Here is a 17,680-nt window from a genome sequence, read left to right on the forward strand (position 1 = left end):
TTGCCGCTTCGTCCCCTTAGTTAAATGGATATAACGAGCCCCTCCTAAGGGCTAGTTGCAGGTTCGATTCCTGCAGGGGACGCCAGAACCCTGTCTACCGAAGTATATCAAAGTCTATTTTTCTCAATTATTTCAATGAAGTAAACTTTAACCATGGTCTATCAAGGACTGTTGGGATATACGGACATCCAGCTTGTTTTGTTGGTATAACTGTTGGTATTGTAAGTTCGATAATGCAGATACCATCATCAGGAGGTCACAATGGCACTAACTGAGGTAAAAGTCAGAAATGCGAAACCTACTGAAAAGCCCGTCAAGTTAACAGATGGGGATGGTATGCATCTCCTGGTTCACCCTACGGGTTCAAAATACTGGCGGCTTCAATATCGCTTTTCTGGTAAGCAAAAAATGTTGGCGCTTGGTGTTTATCCCGAAGTGTCTTTAGCAGAAGCTCGTCGTAGAAGAGAAGAAGCAAGACAACTCATTGCCAAAAATGTTGACCCTGGCGAAAAGCGAAAAACAGAAAAGATTGAAGAGAAAGGCTTACTCATTTTTGAAACTGTTGCCAGAGACTGGCACTCAAGCAACAGAACCTGGTCAGACAGTCACAGAACTACCGTATTAAACAGCCTGATCACTCATGTGTTTCCTGTTATCGGTAAGCGGAACATTACTGAGCTTAAAACTCGTGATTTACTTGTTCCTCTGAAAAAAGCAGAGGAAACTGGACATCTTGAACTTGCTGCCCGTTTACAACAAAGAATCACTGCCATCATGCGGTATGCTGTTCACAATGCTTTGATTGACCAAAACCCAGCTTACGACCTCGCAGGCGCTGTAACCACGGCCAAGAGTAATCACCGTCCTGCCCTTCCCCTCGAACAACTTCCTGAGCTCCTCAAACGGATTGATGCCTATAAAGGAAAAGGTATCACTCAAATAGCAGTTCAATTAACTCTACTGACTTTCATCCGTTCAAGCGAACTTAGATTCGCTCGTTGGTCAGAGGTGAATTTCAAAAACTACTTATGGACAATCCCTGCAGAAAGACAAGAATTGGAGGGCGTAAAGTATTCAAATAGGGGCTCAAAAATGAAAACCCCTCATCTTGTGCCGCTAAGTAAGCAGGCTGTTGTATTATTTAAAAGGCTCCAAGTTATAAGTGGAGAAAAGGATCTTATGTTCATTGGTTTTAGTCGCGATGACAAACCAATCAGCGAAAACACTGTTAACAAGGCTCTTCGCACCATGGGTTACGACACGAAGGCTGAAGTTTGTGGTCACGGTTTTAGAACTATGGCTTGTAGTGCATTAATTGAATCTGGGTTATGGTCAAGAGACGCCGTAGAACGTCAAATGAGCCACCAAGAGCGAAACTCGGTTCGGGCAGCATATATCCACAAAGCGGAACATCTCGAAGAAAGAAAGCTCATGTTACAATGGTGGGCTGACTACCTTGATGCCAACAGAAAAGAACACATTACACCGTTTGAATTCGCCCAGAGAATAAAGAAAATGAATTAGTATAGTAGCTCTCTATTTTTTGCACGCTAAAAAGCAACATAAACACTAAGCAAAGAAGCTTTGCGAGTCTTGGATTCAATGAAAGCCATCAGCGGGCGTAGAGAGTGGGTTTTCCCCAGTATCAAAGCTCCACTCAATCACATGCATGAACAAACAGCCAATGCGGCCATAATCCGTATGGGCTTCGGAGGTGAGCTTGTAGCTCACGGTATGCGATCCATTGCTAGAACGGCTGCTGAGGAGTCTGGCAAGTTTAGGACTGATGTCTTAGAAGCCGCCCTTGCCCACTCGAAGAAAGATGAAATAATTGCAGCCTACAATCGTGCAGAGTATCTCACTGAACGGGTGGTTCTCATGCAATGGTGGAGTGACTATGTTTCGTCTCAAAAATGCAAAGTTATTGCCGCATAACTCTCCCATGATGGGTTAACTATCTTGATTTAGTTAAAGAATTAATAATCACACCATTAACCTATGTGGACTAAGCATAGCCATTTACAAATGGGGACCTTGAGTCCACATAACGAAAGCTGTCGGTCATATCAGCTAAATAATTCACATCTCCTCTCGATTATCATACACCTCGAAGATTTACCAAATTCGCTCTAATCGATGATAAAAGAGTTGAATTTGATTAAAAATTGATCAACTTTATACTCTACATTGTATTTAATCATCCATGAGGTTTCGTGCATGGCTAGCGAAAATGATAAAAATCATAAAGTTAGAGTCGCACAGTACTTGAGGATGTCTACCGACCATCAGCAATATTCTTTACATAATCAGTCCGAATACATCAAAGATTATGCTGAAAAGAACAATATGGAAATCGCTTATACCTACGATGATGCAGGTAAGAGCGGAGTCAGTATCGTAGGCAGGCATTCTTTGCAGCAGTTACTTAGTGATGTAGAACAAAAGAAAATAGATATACAGGCTGTATTATTTTATGATGTGAGCCGTTTTGGTCGTTTTCAAAACAGTGATGAAGCTGCATATTATTCCTTTCTATTTGAGAGAAACGGTGTAGACCTTATATACTGTTCTGAACCTATACCCACTAAAGATTTCCCTTTAGAGTCTTCTGTAATACTGAATATAAAAAGATCTAGTGCTGCATATCACAGCAGGAATTTATCAGAAAAGGTATTTATAGGACAAGTAAATTTAATAAAGCTTGGTTATCATCAAGGCGGCATGGCTGGTTATGGGCTGAGACGTCTTTTAGTAGATGAAAATGGCATAGCTAAAGAAATATTGAGTTTCCGCAAAAGAAAGAGTATTCAAACAGATAGAGTAATATTAATTCCGGGCCCCAAAAATGAGATAAAAATTGTAAATAGAATCTATGATCTCTTTATAGATTATAACGTACCAGAATTCATTATTGCTGAGAGATTAAATGAACAGAATATACCTGCAGAAAATGGAACATTATGGACTCGTGCAAAAATACATCAAATCTTGACAAATGAAAAATATATTGGAAACAACATATATAACAAAACCTCATCTAAACTAAAAAGTAGACTTGTAAAAAACCCCAAACATGAATGGGTTAGATGTGACAAAGCATATAAACCCATTATTTCAAAGAAAAAATATAATAAAGCTCAAGATATAATTCAGCTCCGATCCATACATTTGACTAATGAAGAGCTTTTAGAAAAGCTAAAACAAAAATTGGAATCTAATGGAAAACTATCAGGATTTATCATTGATGAAGATGATACAGGCCCTTCATCTTCTGTTTACAGAACCCGATTTGGTGGTCTTTTAAGAGCATATACTTTGATTGGTTATAAGCCAGAACATGATTACAGCTATCTCCAAATAAATGAAGCACTAAGATCATTTTACTCAGGTATAATTGAGGATTTTAAGGGGAGGATTTTAAAAAGTAACTGCTATATAGACGAATATAAATATGCCCCAATGCTTTACATCAATGATGAGCTTTTAATTTCCGTCCTTATTACTAAATGCATACATATGAAATCAGGTAAACTTAGATGGAAGGTCCGGTTTGATAACTCACAGAAAGCAGACATAACAATTGTTATACGAATGGATTCACAAAATATTTCGCCTCTTGATTTTTATATCATACCAAAGATAGAAAACGAATATAGTAAAATGTGCATGACGGAAAAAAACAACATTCGATTAGATCTCTATAGATTTGATAATCTGGATAAACTTCTACAAATTATTACTCGCATGAAAGTGAGGGAACTATATGCTGCCTGAAACAAATGAATTCCCAATAATTCAAATTGAGATTGCAAAAATAAAATTCCTTAACCCACGAACTAGAAATAAGGTAGTGCATGAAGAAATTAAGGAAAGCATAAAAAAAAGAGGATTAAGCAAGCCTATAAGCGTGAGAGCGATTGATGAAGACGATTTCAAATATGCTTTAATTTGTGGTCAAGGGAGAATAGAGGCTCTCGTTGCATTAGGTGAAACCATTATTCCAGCAATTATAAGAGATGTATCAGAAGAAGATGCTTACGTTATGAGTTTAGTTGAAAATATTGCAAGGAGGAGACCACGTTCCAATGAGTTGTTACAGGTAATAAAAGATATGAAAATCAGAGGACTTTCAGACTCCGAAATAAGTGAGATTACTGGGTATTCATCGAACTGGGTGAGCAGTATAAATATGCTTCTTGATAAGGGAGAGCATAAACTTCTCTCTGCAGTCGAACGGGGGAATTTGCCTCTGTATCTTGCAGTGCAATTTGCAAGATGTGAAACTGAAGAAGCACAAGATATTCTTACCGAAGCATATGATAAAAAATTAATTAAAAGCCGGGACATTATAAAGATAAAACACATTCTAAATCAGCGAACAATTGGGAATAAAGGTGCAAAAGCAGCCGGGTTTTATTATCACAAACCATCAAAAAGAATGACTGCTGAGGAGTTAATTGAGCTTTATGAAAATAGTATCGCTGAACATAAATCTGTTTATAACAACTCTAAGTTTATAAAAACTAATTTGCTGATAGTAAATGAGATTTTTAACATCATAATGATGAATAAAAGCTTTCAAAATATACTTGAACAAGAGAATCTATCAGAACTGCCATCTCAGATCCTCAATCCAATAAACAAAGAGGCATCAAAATGATTCAGATACGTTTTGGGGACAATTTTATTTATTTAGAAACTAACAAGCTAATTCCCTCAAAGGAATTGTTAGAAAATGTAAAGCTAAGTCATAAATATCATCAAATAGTTACCTCAATTGAAAGCTTAGGTATTATTGAACCAATAATAGTGTTCTATGACAAAGATAAAGATGCCATTAAGATACTCGATGGCCATTTGAGGGTTGAGGCTTTAAAAGATTTAGGCATAGAAAAAGCTCCATGTATACTTTCGAGCATAGATGATGCGTTCACTCCTAACAAACAAGTCAATCATATAAATGTAGTTGAAGAACATAGAATGATAATCAAGTCCTTGGCAAAAGTTTCAATTGAAAAACTTAGTGCTGCTTTGGGAATATCTATTGATGCTATAAAAGATAAAGCTAATGTGATGAATGGTATAGATCCAAGTGTAATTGCGAAACTTTCTGATAAACCTATACCTAAGGCTACATTTGATGTTTTGAGGAAAATGAAGCCAATTCGTCAAATTGAAGCAGTCGGTACAATGATTAATTTTGATAACTATAGTAAAAAATTTGCAATGAGCATCTTGGATGCTACACCGACATCGATGATAGTAAATAAAGGGAAAAACACTCCCTATAAAAAGGACATAAAAAAAACCATACTTCGTCTGGAACAGGAAATGGCAACAACTTCGGAAGAAACAAAAAAGCTTCAAACCGAGTATGGTTCAGATATGTTGAAATTCGTTATAATCCAGTCATATATTAATAAATTACTTGGTAACTCTAAAGTTCTTCATTGGTTCTTGGAAAACGAGGTTGATTATCTTAATGAGTTAAAAAGAATTTCGAAAATAAATTCTTTAGATGATAAGACTCTTGCTGAAAACAGCCAGTCATAGTTATGGTTTTATATAGCCGAAAAAATAAGAAGCATTTCAGCACGAGGAGATTATGGATAGACAGGCGAAACTGGATAAAGCTCTTTGAAGAAGGCATTGTTCCTAGTGAGCTTAACTCTACCCGCAAAGCTGGACAGGCAAAGCTAAAACCAAAACACAGATAGTACCTCGCCCAGCTAAATACAAGAATTTAGACGAGGATGGTAGTGAGAAGACCTGGACAGGCCAAGGCAAACTCCAAGAGCTAAAGCAAAGGCTCTAGAGGAAAGTAAAAAATTAGAAACGTTTGCAATTTAATAGCAAGGGGCGATAACCTTCCGCCCCTATTTTATCACTTTAAATAAATAATACTTCATACATATTAGATTCCGAGCTTATTTTTAATCCAGTACCAAACTTTTTTGAATACTCCTTGTTTAGCATATTTTTTCTCATAGTACTCCGACCTGACTTGTTGCTCTTTTTCCCTTCCCCGTGAAATTTGCTCGTCTGTCCAACTTCCACACCAAATAATTTCACCTCTCCGAATAAAATAATGAGATCTGCACTTTTGTTGCCAATTACCAATTGAAGGGTTTAATGTCGGTCCTAGGTTTGTATCTGTTAAGCTCCATTCATTTATATCTATTGGAGTTCTAATTTTGGCTCCGCAACCACATGCGCAAAGATGAGCGGCAGTACAATACATCTCCGAATAATATAGAACCCCAGGCACTAAATCTTTTGGCATATTTTGTACACGAACGAGTTTAATAGCCGTAATTTTCATTCTATAGACTCGCTGTTTATTTTTAGATCTGAAATATTGAATAGCAAATGATAAATATTTTCTTCTGAAGAATAGAACCCTTTATACTGTTTATATCTAATAACAGCAAGGCATGCATTCAAAGCATTAAGTTCACCAATTTGTATATTCGTGCGATATAAGTTGTCCCTAGGTTTAGATAGATCTGAAAGCTTCTTATCCAAAATGGTTTGAATATCATTATCGGGGTAGTACGTGACCCTAGCCATACCACTCAAACCATCATTTTTTTTTGTAAGCCCCATACCAACATCTATGAAAGGTATCCCCAAGCGAGTAAGCACGTCGAAAATTTCAGATCTTGACTCACCATTATCCACACAAACAAATGCAAAAGTAACTCCACTTAGTTCATCAAGAGAATCGTTTCCAACTTTATTTGTTAAGAAAAAAAGTCCTTTTCTGAAATTATCATATCTATCCTGATACACCTTACTTTTCTTTTGTTGGAACTCAACTAAATCAATTCTTCCGGGAGATCTAAAAGCATTATGAATATGGAAATCATCAAAATCGAAAGATCTAATTTCTTTAACTGGGGTTTTGACCATCAAATCAAGCAAGTATGAACCAGTGCCACCCAGTCCAATTATCGCGATAATTTCATCATTGAACTTACTGGAAAGCTCTAATATCTCTGCCCTGCTAGTTAAAGTATCTTGAATTTTAAAAACACTATCTTGATTAACATCATCACGAAAATTATACGTGTATGGTGTCACATCAAATAACTCCATAGCCGGGCCTGATATTATAGACGTATAACTTTCAATTTTTTCATAAAAATCATCGAATGCACTCTTTTTGATAGGCTTATTCGAGAATTGTCTTTGAACCACCAGATCGGAGGCCTTTCCACTCAATGCCAGTGAAGCTGGGCAGTCACCAAGATTTTGAATTAATAAACCGTTAATATCACATGGACTACTACCAGTGAAAAAAACTTGATGATTATCTTGGGCAACTGTCTCAACATCTTTGAAAATCATTTTCGAAATAAATGCTGCTGTTTGAAGTTGCTTATTTGAATCCAAATAAGGTATATCTCTAACAACCAGATAACCACTATCAAAGCTTAGAGCATAACCTCGGTCAACTAGCTTTTTTAAATCTTCGTTACGACTGACCAGTTTCTGAAACATTGAACACCATCCCAGTTTTAACTTTGACAATTGCACCTTTTGTAAGAATCCCCTCTGGTTTTATACCGGGGCCTTTTTTATATTTTACAGAGTATGTTATTTCAGGGTGACTCGCGTAATCAGGTACTTCTAAAGTAACTACTTCGTCATAACTTATCTCATTTTTGTGCCATAAATGAGGAGTACCCTCTACGATGATCTCAATAGAGATAACACTCTTTTTTTGTGTATAAAAATGCTCAACCCCAGAATCAGTTATGTCTACAACCTGATCATCATCTATAAGTTCATCTTTTTCTGTCTTTCGATCTAAAAAAAGTTCAAAATCAGTAGAATCCTTTTTGATAAGTTTTTTTATGCCTTCCCCCCTGATAGGTTTTGGCCAAGCAAAATTTAGCCCATCAACGATAAAATTGAAACTAGCATCACCTTGAATGACATAAAAATCAGTGAGGTTCGATATGTCAGCTTTTTCTATTGGTCGTAACTCTTCAAGTTCCAAGTTTTTAACTTGTTGGTAAATTCTATAATTTTCAACAGGATGAGCACCAAATGCATCTGCTACTTCAGCACCGGTAATTTTACTATCATCAAATGAAAATTCTTGAAAGTTGAATGATTCATCAGCAATGCGCACGATATATTTTTCGTTATTCATAATACTCCCTCGGTTTATCGGATTCGGAAATGAATGAATTGATGTCAATGAAAATCTATTAGATAATTTATTTCCAGATTCTTCTTACGTCAAGGTAAATTTCTGAACTAACAATTAAAATGTAACATACTGATAGATAAAGAAAAAACCCAGTTAACACTATAATGTATGATATATTTTAATTTGGATAACCTGGAATACTGGTCACATAGAAACCCACAAAATAAATAACCCCTTAAAAATCATAGCATTACCAAAAAAAATTTCTTTATCTTTCACTTAATAGAAGTATTAAAGTATTATGGTAAAATAATCGTAATACCTTAAATAACTCTTTAATCAAACTAATAAGGATGTTGTTGTGGGCAAAGTGATCAAAATACTTAATGTGATTAGAAACTCTAAATATACCGCTATAATTATTTTTATTTTCTACATCGTATGTATTCTTTTCCTCGCCATTAAAGAACCTATTCTATATGCGCTTGCTTTGATACCATTAACTTTTGCATGCATTGCTTACAAATATCTATCAAAGAGAAATGCTAAATTTCTTAAAGAATTTAATGATACTTTACTTTATCTAATCGCATCTATTAAAGCCTTAGCATATGCAGGAAACAATATTGAAATTAATTTCTTAAAAAAAGTCGCATCTTTTTTTCAAGAAACAGACCCTTTTTTAATTTCATGGGTAATAATATTGACCTGCACTTACTTGAAAGCGTTAATTTGTGCATCTGAATGTATCTCCGCTCTTCGAAATAAAAAAGAAGAAAAGGAACAAAAAGGAAAAATAAAAATAACTCTGACACCAATTAAAATAACTGTAGATCAATCATTAAGAATTTCCACTGAACAACTATTCAGCATTTATAATAAAAACGGCCAAGAATCAAAACTAAAGAACACAAAAAAATTATTAATACTGCAATCAACTTTGATGGAATCAGAACAATCACCAAGGACAAAATAAAAGTAGTAACCATGGATATGATCATAGTAATGAACAAAAAATTCTTTTTCATGTAACCAACCTCTTTTTAAATAAAATATACATTAGAATCCTAAATTGTCAAATATTATAAAAAAGCAAGAGCTAATTTATAGAAGCGGTTGCACCGTTCTATAAAGCTCTTGCTTTTCTTACTTCCTTTCAGTCAGACAATAAAAGAAAATCAAAACAATCAAGCCTATAGATTGACAAAAAACTCATTCATTATATAAGTGATATATAAAGCATATGGATTATGCTTACCAATTAATATCATATAAAATGGAGTTTATATGCATAAGATAAATTATACAGATAATATAGATCTATCCAAAATTTCCCGCCGTGGTAGTTTTAATAAAAGTAAATTACCTTCAGAAGCCGTAAGAAGCTATTGTGTCAGTGTCCGTTTGAATGTTGAAGAACTGCAACTCCTGAATATTAAGCGAGGCTCTTATAAAAAGGGAGAGTGGCTTCGTATGGCTTCCCTTCAAAAGTTACCTCCTGTTATACCTGCGATTAATACCAAAGCCTGGAAAGCTTTAACTGACATATCACAAAAACTAAATCGAATTGCGATCCATATCGATGGTAAGAGCAAAGATAGCCAGCTTACCCATACTGAACTATTTGCAGTCAGAAGACAGATCAGTGAACTTCGTCAACATCTTCTTAATGCAGATATTTGGAGTGTCCCTCGTGAAGGGTATGCGGAAGATCAAGAGGGGTAAGAGCTTCGCTGGTGTGGTCCAATATGCATTGAAGCAAGGTTCACATCATAAAAGTGATCCAATCGTTATTGGCGGGAACATGTTAAGTGGCTCTGCTCTTGAACTGATTTCCGAATTCAATGGCACAAAACAACTTCGGCCAGATGTTCAGAAACCGGTTTGGCACAACTCGCTTCGCTTACCTGATGGTGAATCACTAACGGCTGAACAGTGGTCCAGCATCGCAGATGACTACATGAATACGATGGGGTTCAGTGATACCCATCTCCGTTGCTATGTCTTACATGACGATGAAGGCCAGCATATACACATTATTGCCAGCAGAATCGACATAGCCGGTGCGAAGCTCTACCTTGGCAGGAATGAGAACCTTATAAGTACCCGCATAATCAGTGAGCTTGAAATCACTCATAATCTAACAGTGACCAAGACAGCACCGTCCATTGCACCAAAGCAACCGAAGTGGAAAAGAATCTCTCGTAACGAACAGAAGCTATCAGAACGGACTGGTGTTCCCTGCCCCAAGAAATCCCTTCAACAGATCATTGATAAAAGTATGACTGATAAGCCCGACCTTCTTACTTTTGTTAAGCGACTCGAAGATTCAGAAGTCGGCTTTAAGGCCAACATTGCTTCTACTGGTAAGATGAACGGCTTCTCATTCGAATACCGCAATATAGCTTTCAAGGCATCTCAACTTGGAAAGGCATACTCTTGGGTAAATCTTCAAAAACAACTTAGCTATAACCCTGACCACTTAGAAGCTCTTCGAGCGACAAAGGAAGCTATCCTTATCCCTGCTCCTGCTCCTGCTCCTGCTCCTGCTCCTGCTCCTGCTCCTGCTCCTGCTCCTTCAAAAGATGTTGCAACAACGGATATTCCAATGGAAAGCATAAGTGAAAAAATTGCTGAACTCGAACTGCGACTCAGAGAAGACAGAAGAAAAGAAATAGTAGAAAAGATTCTTCAAAAAAACGCAGTACAACAGCAAAAGCATCTCAGGCTTATCGGCTGGCTTCCATTTCTTAGAAGGCTTGCAGAGCTTCTCCGAAGCTATAGTGTGAGCATTCTTCACAAGCCCCTCCCTGGATTCTCAAAACTCTATACAACCCGACCTCTACATAAAGAAAGAAAAATTCATTTATAGACAATAACTTACCGCTTAACCCCGACTGCAACATCAGTTAGCAAGTGGTAGATTTAGGATAAGTCAACAATAAATTGATCGCTATTACAGATCGATAATTTAGTTATGATAGCCTAAACCTATCACGATTCAAACATCGATCGGTACAAGTGATTTTACTAAAGATAATTATTCATCGAGAATCCCTGAAAAGAGCCTGATGATTTTTAAGCAATAGCAGTATCAGGAACCGATTGTAAAAATGGAGTTAATATGAATAACAAAACCATTAAGTGTCCGTTCTGCTTCAAAGAGAGCCAGTTTGGTGTCCGTGTTTGTACCGGCTGTCATTCAACCATCAAATATGGCGAAGTTTCACCTTGTTTATCTTTACTAATAGGATTTATTTTATTAGCCATTGCTTACATCATACTTTATATAAGTCAAAGTTTTTTAGTAGCTATCGTTATTCTGTTAACATTAATGATTTCTACAAGATTATATATTCGTAAAAAATTTGCACACAGAGCAGTTTTCACTCACCAACATTAAGAACAAATGGGATTTAACATGAAAGCATATGCTATGCTAACAATCATTCTTTCTACTTTTCTATTAACCGCATGTAATAGTGAACCAAGTCAAGATGATATCTACAATGCATTCAAAAGTATTGTAGATAAAACCAATGCCAGTATGAAAGCTTTTGATTCAAGAGTTTCTGAAAAAGATCTTTTAAGAATCGATTATGTGAAAAAAGTTAGTTGTACAGAAGAAGCAAATAATGTTTACAACTGCATTGTCGATGCTTCTATTAGCAACAATAAACAGACAAAACCAATTAAATTAGTTAAAGCTGATGGTGTATGGAAAGAAGTTCAGTAACAGCCGCTACCAAACACTCTCTGTTAGCCCCTACTTAGGGGCTATTTTTCTACAACCTAACGGTTCTTACGCGAACCTCATGAGTCAACTCTTTCTCAATTATTTTCATTTCATATTGTGCTCTCACCGTAGCATAGATTTCTTCTGCCTTTTCTTGATTGCTATCGATATAGTTAACGAGAGAGTTTAGCTCCCTAAGAACCCCTTCTTTGTTATTTAATCGTTGTAGTAGATTGCTCGTCAAACTTTTGTATACCGAACTGAACATGGTCATCACATTGTCTATATTGCAATCCGATTTCGAATAAATTCCTTTAGGATAGAAATACTTCAAATAGTATCCTACAAAAATTAAGTAAAGCTGGTATGAGAAACTTTTATCTCCGGGATGGTATCTTTTTGAGATATACTTATCGACAATAATGATAAGTTGCTCTTCCAGAGTAAACTCTGGATTGATATTGATTTTGTCCATAAAATGCATCCTTGCAAAACATAGTTATAGTCATCCTGACTATATATAAACTTATCGAGTTTATTTAATTTGTCAATAGGCAAAAACTATTAACTCAACATTTATACTAACTTTATCAGATGTACCGATTGCTCAAGTCAATGTCGCTCAATGGTAGGTAGATCTTCATTCAACTGGTGTTCTTCCATTCCATGCTTATAAGCATTATACTGCCACTTCACAAACTGTTCTTTTAAATTTTTATTCTGTTCTTCGAGGTGATGAACTCTTTTCTCAAGATTTGCAATTCTCGCAGCAGCAATCTTCAGATTGGCAGGTTTCCTGACCTCATTATCCGTAGCCCGGATACCTTTCTTTCTGTTCTGATAGGCTTCAACAATATCTTTATTCATGTTCAGAGATTGTCTTGTCGGTTTTTTACCGATTAATGGTTCAACAGCATTACATATTTCATCCCATGTAATTTTGTCACTATCCCAAACAATTATTGTATTTATGATTGTATCTATATCATTTCGGTTAAGATGTTTTGCCATATGCTTCTCCTGTTTTACTCTATATATTTATCATTCCTATTATTTTCGAGATTTTCAAATTTATTTAATACTCGCCCAAGCTGAGTGAAACTTTCCCCACCGGGTTTTATACGTGAACCGTCTGGTATTTCGTTATTTGAAAGGATTGCGATCAATTCATTCAATCGAGTAAGGGTCAGTTCATGATGCTGAACCCATCGGTCAGCACCCAGTTCTTCTTCCGTCATTGACTCCCTGGCTCTGGAGAGAAGCCCTTCTGTCATATTGCGCCTTTCCTTGAGCCGCTGGAGCTTCTCTTCTTCGCCTTTCACACAAACTTGCTCGTTACAGTTGATACAATCCCTGAACTTGTCGCAGGGGCTCATCATATAGTCATGAACACAGTAGCCGAACTCGGTGGCATGCACTGCACCATGTTCCCAGAGATTGATCATACCCGGAGTAACAGGTAGGTTCGGCTCTACTGAATCAATCATGAAGGCCTGTGAGCCGATAGTGCTGATATCCAGTGTCTCGGCCTTACGGAGCATCTCATCTTCTGATACGTGGTTGTAAACCGGGTTTTGGGTAACCAGCGATCTCCCGGACCACTTCGCTAGGTCGAGATCTGACATCCCGTTTCGCTGTCCAATCGTATTGAGTAAATGACGAGGCTGATGGCTTCTCAAATGCAGAGCTTTTCCTTCCGGGCCAATATAGCGATGTCTGGTAAATATGTTTTCAAACCTTAGCCCCTCATACTTATTCTCAGAAATATCTATCATGAAAATATTTTTAGTTGGTTTCTGTAACTCGTAAATGATAGTTTCATTTCTTTTCTCCAGTTGATGGATGTTCAACAGGCAAAGTGCATTGCTGTATTTTATGCCTTTATTTTTATCATACCATGGAAAACCTTCTGGTAATCTGGAGAGGATAATTCCCCATAATGAGTTCATGGTGTAATTTTTCTGGCTATTATAAAAACTCACTCCAGATAAAAACTTTACATTCCCACTTTTTCTTTCAAGGTTATATCCTAATCCTTCACATATCTGCCAGGGTTTTAATATTTCGTTTTCTCCTGTTTCAGGAAGGCTATCCCGTCTGAAGAATGTAGATGGATTCTCCTCTACCCATTGTGCAAATTCACGGGCATTTTTTGAAAGTTTCTTTAACCTTTCTATTGCCCTCCTGGCAACGGGAACCATAACGTCTGGAATCCATTTAATGTCCGCACCATAACCCTTGAGGGAGTAAAACCTTAGCCCATACCTTTCCACCCCGTTAGAATCTGTTTCCGTAATCTCGCAATCACAGGGAAGTGCCAAAATCTCCGATATCCGACTGGGAGCACACATCAGGAGCGCAAAAATTGAAGTAGTAAAAATATCCCGGCAACTCAACGCCTCATCAGGTAATGAGAAGATCTCTGCCATAGCATTCAAAGCCGTTTCATCCGGAAGTTTACTTAACCTTGCTTCATCTGCTTTTTTAGACACACGGTTAACAGGTTCCGGTGGTTTTATTGGGCTGACCCATGAAAGGACACCCGCGATCAGTAGACCATTTTCACCAAGGAACTTCACAAATTTCTGAAGTTCCTGCCCATAATCATAGGCCGGATGTTCTTTGTAAAGCCTCTTGATGGTTTGGATGGCTTCATCAAGAACAGGTATGCTGACCCCGGTGATATTTGCATTTTTATTGACCATCAGTAATGTTTGTTCGACAACTTTTAATATGGCCAATGAAGCTGACAGCTTCCATCTGCTTTTGGTTAAAGCCGACTGATATCTCATATAAGCTTTAGCAAAATCGATATACTCCTCATCGAGTAATTGTTCTTTATCTGTTTTTACTTTACGTTTTACATTTATTTTGGTAAAAACAGCGACACCTCTCCACTCGTAAGACTCCCAGTTAAAATCACTCCCTAAAGCGGTAAGATCGAATCTGCAAAATCGGATAAACTCTTTCAGATTTAACCCTGCGTTTATATCAATCTTTTTCCTGAAGAGTAATACATTACTACCGGTCATATGGATTTATTCCCCTTGTGTGAGCTTCGCATTATATTGCAGTGATTAATTACTTCCTTTACAGCAATGATCGTTCTGTCGAGCGATTCCGTTACAATTCTGTCGTTAGTTATGCTGTATATTCGTTCTCTTTCGCCAATCAAATACTGATAAACCTTTTCATGCGGTCCATCCAGCCAGGGGGTAAAATGCATACATGTATAACAAGGAATGGGGACATTAGCTGAACATGTGGAACATTGCTTACAACTGCCAGTGTCTTCGCCATCATGATTTTTAATTTTTATACCTGGAGTTATGTCATATTCAATATCTTCTTTTCTTTTTACTTGACCTCTGAACACGCATGATATTCCAGTCAATGCCTGCCCCATAGTTTTATCAATCTTATAAGCATTATCAACATGATTCTGAACATAGACTCCTACACTCTTAATCGTGGAGTGATCAAGTAGCTCTGCGATAATGAATTCTCCATAGCCTTCTCTTGCTGCTCGTGTTCCTAACGTATAACGAAACCTTCTGGCATTTATATGTAAGGATTCCCCAGTCCTTTCTGAGAAGACATTTTCCTTCTTGATGACAACTTTCAAAACCTCTGTTAATTTCCCTCTATAATGATGCAATACATCAGTTTTTAAATAAAAGTCTAAACTAACACTTTTATCAATTAATCCGATTTTATTTTTTGAAATAAAAAGTGGCACATCTTTACTCTCTTCAGTAGTAAGTTGTCTACCCATAAATTCAGACAGCATTGCCAAAGAATCTTTGGCTTGTTTACAAACCAGTTCATATAGATCTTTGGTGATTCTGAACGTTCGAAACTCTTCTCTGAATCCTAAGCCTTGTTTAATTCGTGGTATATTTAAAAGATAATAAATTTCACCATCTTCTTTTGAAACCTTAAGGATATCTGTTATCTTCATCTGAGTTACTTGCAAGGGTCTACGACCTGTGTGGCTGATAATAAGTGCCATAGTTAACATAAAAAGAGATATTTCTTTTTTCTCGTACGCTCTTATTGCTCCCTCGTTAAATTCTTGCAATTCAATATCAGTCAAAGGACCTTGTATGGGTTCTTTTCTTTTAACGACATCACCTGGCTTTCCGTTAACAAGTTTCCATGTTTTCATTATCTGTACAGCTTCCGAAGCTATTCCATTGTAGCCAAGAGAGTACCATTTAGTGATAAATATCCTCAGACGAAATAATAATTCATCCTTAACATGCTTTTTGCTTCTGAAATTTAAAACTGAAGCTTTACTGACATATACGCATTGCTCTTCCTTTATAAAAGCAAGAAATGCTCCATGTATCCTGGAGGCAAAACTTGCGCTATAATCCCTCGCAAATAGTGCAATTGTATTTAAATATCCTTCTTTTAAATTGTCGTTAAGAACATCAGTAACTGCTTTTTTATTTATCTGATTGTTTCTGTCAAGTACCCATACATCTTCTTGTGGTGAAAAATAATACCCATCCATTTTAGCTGGGATAAGATCTTTACTCATTAACACTTTATGTACTGAATTCATTCAACCTCCCCTTTTTTATTAATATCTTCCTGTAGTTTTATTGCGACTTTATGTGATTTATCCTGAATAAATCTTTTGTTATATATCTGTGCAGTTCCAGAACCGGGAGTCCATCCCATAAGATTAGAACGCATTTTTTCTTGTTCAGCCTCACTTACTCGCTCAGGCATCTCATCTAATTTTTTAGAGAATTCATAGTTCCAGGTATGTCTGAGTTTGTGCCCCGTAAGATTGCAAAGCTCAGGCATGACATTTCTGATGCTATCGATAACTTTATGGTAAGCCATGCTCGATAAAGGCATACCTTGTGTTGGGCCAGACTTATGGGTTACGAAAAGGTACTCATGCTTTCTGGCATTCTTAAACTTCCTACGGACACTGGTAATGTAATTGTGCAATTCTTTTGCCAATGCCGAAGATAGAGGTAGTTTTCTTTCCATCGTCTTAACCAATGGTTGTTTAACTCGTGGATCGTTCTTATCATCAGCCCGACGACGGATAGCCAGACTGGAATCACTAAAGTTAATATCCGATATACGAATATTAAGAAGCTCTCCCGACCTTATTCCCAAAGAATAAAGCACCAGAATAATAAGTCGGTTTCTTATCTGAAGATTTTCACCGAATGGATTAAATGCCGCTCCACATTTTATGACTTCTAATAAATGATTAATTTGGTTTCCATCAAGAGATTTTTCTGGTTGGTCTTGACGGCTGCGCCTTCTTAGTTTTGGTCTTCTCTCTCTAATCTTATCGACGAATTCATTTATACTTCCTTGTTGCTGTTTAAGTATCTGACTTAACCAACTCAAATAGTTTGCTATATTGGTTAATCTGAAGTGTTTGGTTGCACGGTTTACAACATTCCTCTTCCTGACAGTATATGGAAGAATTTTTTTTAACCGGGTCTTCTTCTCACTATAATCTCTTAAAGCATCTATTTCATTAATGCTCAGATACTTTCCTGAAATAATTCTTTCCTCAATATTGATATCTCTTTCAGATAAGAAATTACAGAATAATGAGATGGCACCGGCCACCAACTCAACTGTTGATATTGAATCACTTTTGTTTCTGATTTGAGTAGTTATATATAAAGCAGGATAATAAAGGGGAATCCCGCTGCCTTTATCTAATACAAGACAATATCTTTCTCCACCACTCATAATAAATGTATTTATAGTTGTCTTTTTCATTAAACCTCCTGTTATTT

General features: G+C 36.7%; 17 protein-coding genes, 1 tRNA gene and 1 pseudogene. 11 read left to right on the forward strand and 8 right to left on the reverse strand.

Translation table 11 applies throughout. The annotated features are described in order from the left end of the window. Nucleotides 1-10 precede the first annotated feature (10 nt). The 6 genes and pseudogenes from ACQG1K_RS15485 (at nt 11) to ACQG1K_RS15510 (ending at nt 5,553) form a co-directional block, all read left to right on the forward strand. A tRNA-Arg gene (locus tag ACQG1K_RS15485) sits at nt 11-85 on the forward strand. 176 nt (nt 86-261) lie between these two features. Next, nucleotides 262-1,524, forward strand: coding sequence for a tyrosine-type recombinase/integrase (locus ACQG1K_RS15490; RefSeq protein WP_086532258.1), 1,263 nt, complete (start codon nt 262-264; stop codon nt 1,522-1,524). 45 nt (nt 1,525-1,569) lie between these two features. Continuing rightward, nucleotides 1,570-1,935 (forward strand): annotated as a pseudogene (locus tag ACQG1K_RS15495) (integrase); the annotation flags it as partial. Nucleotides 1,936-2,217: 282 nt separating this feature from the next. Next, nucleotides 2,218-3,774 (forward strand): recombinase family protein, encoded by a 1,557-nt coding sequence (locus tag ACQG1K_RS15500; RefSeq protein ID WP_057101412.1) that lies wholly within the window; start codon nt 2,218-2,220, stop codon nt 3,772-3,774. Next, a complete protein-coding gene (locus ACQG1K_RS15505) occupies nt 3,764-4,660 on the forward strand; it encodes a ParB/RepB/Spo0J family partition protein (protein WP_047728655.1) in 897 nt (298 codons plus the stop codon). The genes ACQG1K_RS15500 and ACQG1K_RS15505 overlap by 11 nt, the downstream gene beginning before the upstream one ends. Beyond that, entirely contained in the window at nt 4,657-5,553 is an 897-nt protein-coding gene (locus ACQG1K_RS15510; RefSeq protein WP_086532257.1) for a ParB/RepB/Spo0J family partition protein, read from the forward strand. Before ACQG1K_RS15505 ends, ACQG1K_RS15510 begins: the two co-directional genes overlap by 4 nt. 361 nt (nt 5,554-5,914) lie before the next feature. On the opposite strand, the gene ACQG1K_RS15515 is transcribed toward ACQG1K_RS15510, so the two are convergent. Genes ACQG1K_RS15515 through ACQG1K_RS15525 form a run of 3 tightly spaced genes read right to left on the reverse strand, consistent with a single transcriptional unit; the run spans nt 5,915 to nt 8,161 of the window. After that, on the reverse strand, nt 5,915-6,322 hold the full coding sequence (locus ACQG1K_RS15515) for a DUF6527 family protein (protein WP_086532256.1): 408 nt from the start codon (nt 6,320-6,322) through the stop codon (nt 5,915-5,917). Beyond that, nucleotides 6,319-7,503 (reverse strand): ThiF family adenylyltransferase, encoded by a 1,185-nt coding sequence (locus tag ACQG1K_RS15520; RefSeq protein WP_086532255.1) that lies wholly within the window; start codon nt 7,501-7,503, stop codon nt 6,319-6,321. The genes ACQG1K_RS15515 and ACQG1K_RS15520 overlap by 4 nt, the downstream gene beginning before the upstream one ends. Then, on the reverse strand, nt 7,478-8,161 hold the full coding sequence (locus ACQG1K_RS15525) for a multiubiquitin domain-containing protein (RefSeq protein WP_086532254.1): 684 nt from the start codon (nt 8,159-8,161) through the stop codon (nt 7,478-7,480). Before ACQG1K_RS15525 ends, ACQG1K_RS15520 begins: the two co-directional genes overlap by 26 nt. A gap of 361 nt (nt 8,162-8,522) precedes the next feature. Here ACQG1K_RS15525 and ACQG1K_RS15530 point away from each other — a divergent pair, with 361 nt between their 5' ends. The 5 genes from ACQG1K_RS15530 to ACQG1K_RS15550 all read left to right on the forward strand — a co-directional run bounded on the left by ACQG1K_RS15530 (nt 8,523) and on the right by ACQG1K_RS15550 (nt 11,897). Next, complete coding sequence (locus ACQG1K_RS15530) at nt 8,523-9,137, forward strand: hypothetical protein (RefSeq protein WP_305757143.1); 615 nt, start codon at nt 8,523-8,525, stop codon at nt 9,135-9,137. Between the two features lie 311 nt (nt 9,138-9,448). Continuing rightward, nucleotides 9,449-9,886 (forward strand): hypothetical protein, encoded by a 438-nt coding sequence (locus ACQG1K_RS15535; protein ID WP_086532253.1) that lies wholly within the window; start codon nt 9,449-9,451, stop codon nt 9,884-9,886. Further along, a complete protein-coding gene (locus ACQG1K_RS15540; protein ID WP_367075137.1) occupies nt 9,855-11,033 on the forward strand; it encodes a relaxase/mobilization nuclease domain-containing protein in 1,179 nt (392 codons plus the stop codon). The genes ACQG1K_RS15535 and ACQG1K_RS15540 overlap by 32 nt, the downstream gene beginning before the upstream one ends. 252 nt (nt 11,034-11,285) lie before the next feature. Continuing rightward, entirely contained in the window at nt 11,286-11,564 is a 279-nt protein-coding gene (locus tag ACQG1K_RS15545) for a hypothetical protein (RefSeq protein ID WP_086532252.1), read from the forward strand. Between the two features lie 18 nt (nt 11,565-11,582). Continuing rightward, entirely contained in the window at nt 11,583-11,897 is a 315-nt protein-coding gene (locus ACQG1K_RS15550; protein WP_086532251.1) for a cell wall-binding protein, read from the forward strand. Between the two features lie 49 nt (nt 11,898-11,946). Here the strand turns inward: ACQG1K_RS15550 and ACQG1K_RS15555 are convergent, their stop codons facing one another. The 5 genes from ACQG1K_RS15555 to ACQG1K_RS15575 all read right to left on the reverse strand — a co-directional run bounded on the left by ACQG1K_RS15555 (nt 11,947) and on the right by ACQG1K_RS15575 (nt 17,663). Beyond that, a complete protein-coding gene (locus ACQG1K_RS15555; RefSeq protein ID WP_367075058.1) occupies nt 11,947-12,372 on the reverse strand; it encodes a hypothetical protein in 426 nt (141 codons plus the stop codon). A gap of 137 nt (nt 12,373-12,509) precedes the next feature. Continuing rightward, entirely contained in the window at nt 12,510-12,908 is a 399-nt protein-coding gene (locus tag ACQG1K_RS15560) for a hypothetical protein (RefSeq protein ID WP_001062148.1), read from the reverse strand. Nucleotides 12,909-12,922: 14 nt separating this feature from the next. Continuing rightward, nucleotides 12,923-14,929, reverse strand: a complete 2,007-nt coding sequence (locus tag ACQG1K_RS15565) for an integrase (protein WP_367075060.1) — start codon at nt 14,927-14,929, stop codon at nt 12,923-12,925. Then, a complete protein-coding gene (locus ACQG1K_RS15570; protein WP_367075062.1) occupies nt 14,926-16,467 on the reverse strand; it encodes a site-specific integrase in 1,542 nt (513 codons plus the stop codon). The genes ACQG1K_RS15565 and ACQG1K_RS15570 overlap by 4 nt, the downstream gene beginning before the upstream one ends. Continuing rightward, nucleotides 16,464-17,663, reverse strand: a complete 1,200-nt coding sequence (locus tag ACQG1K_RS15575) for a tyrosine-type recombinase/integrase (RefSeq protein ID WP_000753912.1) — start codon at nt 17,661-17,663, stop codon at nt 16,464-16,466. The genes ACQG1K_RS15570 and ACQG1K_RS15575 overlap by 4 nt, the downstream gene beginning before the upstream one ends. Between the last annotated feature and the right edge of the window lie 17 nt (nt 17,664-17,680).

Origin of the sequence: Enterobacter cloacae complex sp. 402C9 (assembly GCF_050030745.1) — a bacterium.
Lineage (GTDB): Bacteria > Pseudomonadota > Gammaproteobacteria > Enterobacterales > Enterobacteriaceae > Enterobacter > Enterobacter intestinihominis.

Coding starts and splice junctions, on each gene's coding strand:
- ACQG1K_RS15500 (WP_057101412.1), top strand. CDS start 2,218: ATGGCTAGCGAAAATGATAAAAATCATAAAGTTAGAGTCGCACAGTAC.
- ACQG1K_RS15550 (WP_086532251.1), top strand. CDS start 11,583: ATGAAAGCATATGCTATGCTAACAATCATTCTTTCTACTTTTCTATTA.
- ACQG1K_RS15555 (WP_367075058.1), bottom strand. CDS start 12,372: ATGGACAAAATCAATATCAATCCAGAGTTTACTCTGGAAGAGCAACTT.
- ACQG1K_RS15535 (WP_086532253.1), top strand. CDS start 9,449: ATGCATAAGATAAATTATACAGATAATATAGATCTATCCAAAATTTCC.
- ACQG1K_RS15575 (WP_000753912.1), bottom strand. CDS start 17,663: ATGAAAAAGACAACTATAAATACATTTATTATGAGTGGTGGAGAAAGA.
- ACQG1K_RS15570 (WP_367075062.1), bottom strand. CDS start 16,467: ATGAATTCAGTACATAAAGTGTTAATGAGTAAAGATCTTATCCCAGCT.
- ACQG1K_RS15510 (WP_086532257.1), top strand. CDS start 4,657: ATGATTCAGATACGTTTTGGGGACAATTTTATTTATTTAGAAACTAAC.
- ACQG1K_RS15490 (WP_086532258.1), top strand. CDS start 262: ATGGCACTAACTGAGGTAAAAGTCAGAAATGCGAAACCTACTGAAAAG.
- ACQG1K_RS15525 (WP_086532254.1), bottom strand. CDS start 8,161: ATGAATAACGAAAAATATATCGTGCGCATTGCTGATGAATCATTCAAC.
- ACQG1K_RS15505 (WP_047728655.1), top strand. CDS start 3,764: ATGCTGCCTGAAACAAATGAATTCCCAATAATTCAAATTGAGATTGCA.
- ACQG1K_RS15560 (WP_001062148.1), bottom strand. CDS start 12,908: ATGGCAAAACATCTTAACCGAAATGATATAGATACAATCATAAATACA.
- ACQG1K_RS15520 (WP_086532255.1), bottom strand. CDS start 7,503: ATGTTTCAGAAACTGGTCAGTCGTAACGAAGATTTAAAAAAGCTAGTT.
- ACQG1K_RS15565 (WP_367075060.1), bottom strand. CDS start 14,929: ATGACCGGTAGTAATGTATTACTCTTCAGGAAAAAGATTGATATAAAC.
- ACQG1K_RS15545 (WP_086532252.1), top strand. CDS start 11,286: ATGAATAACAAAACCATTAAGTGTCCGTTCTGCTTCAAAGAGAGCCAG.
- ACQG1K_RS15515 (WP_086532256.1), bottom strand. CDS start 6,322: ATGAAAATTACGGCTATTAAACTCGTTCGTGTACAAAATATGCCAAAA.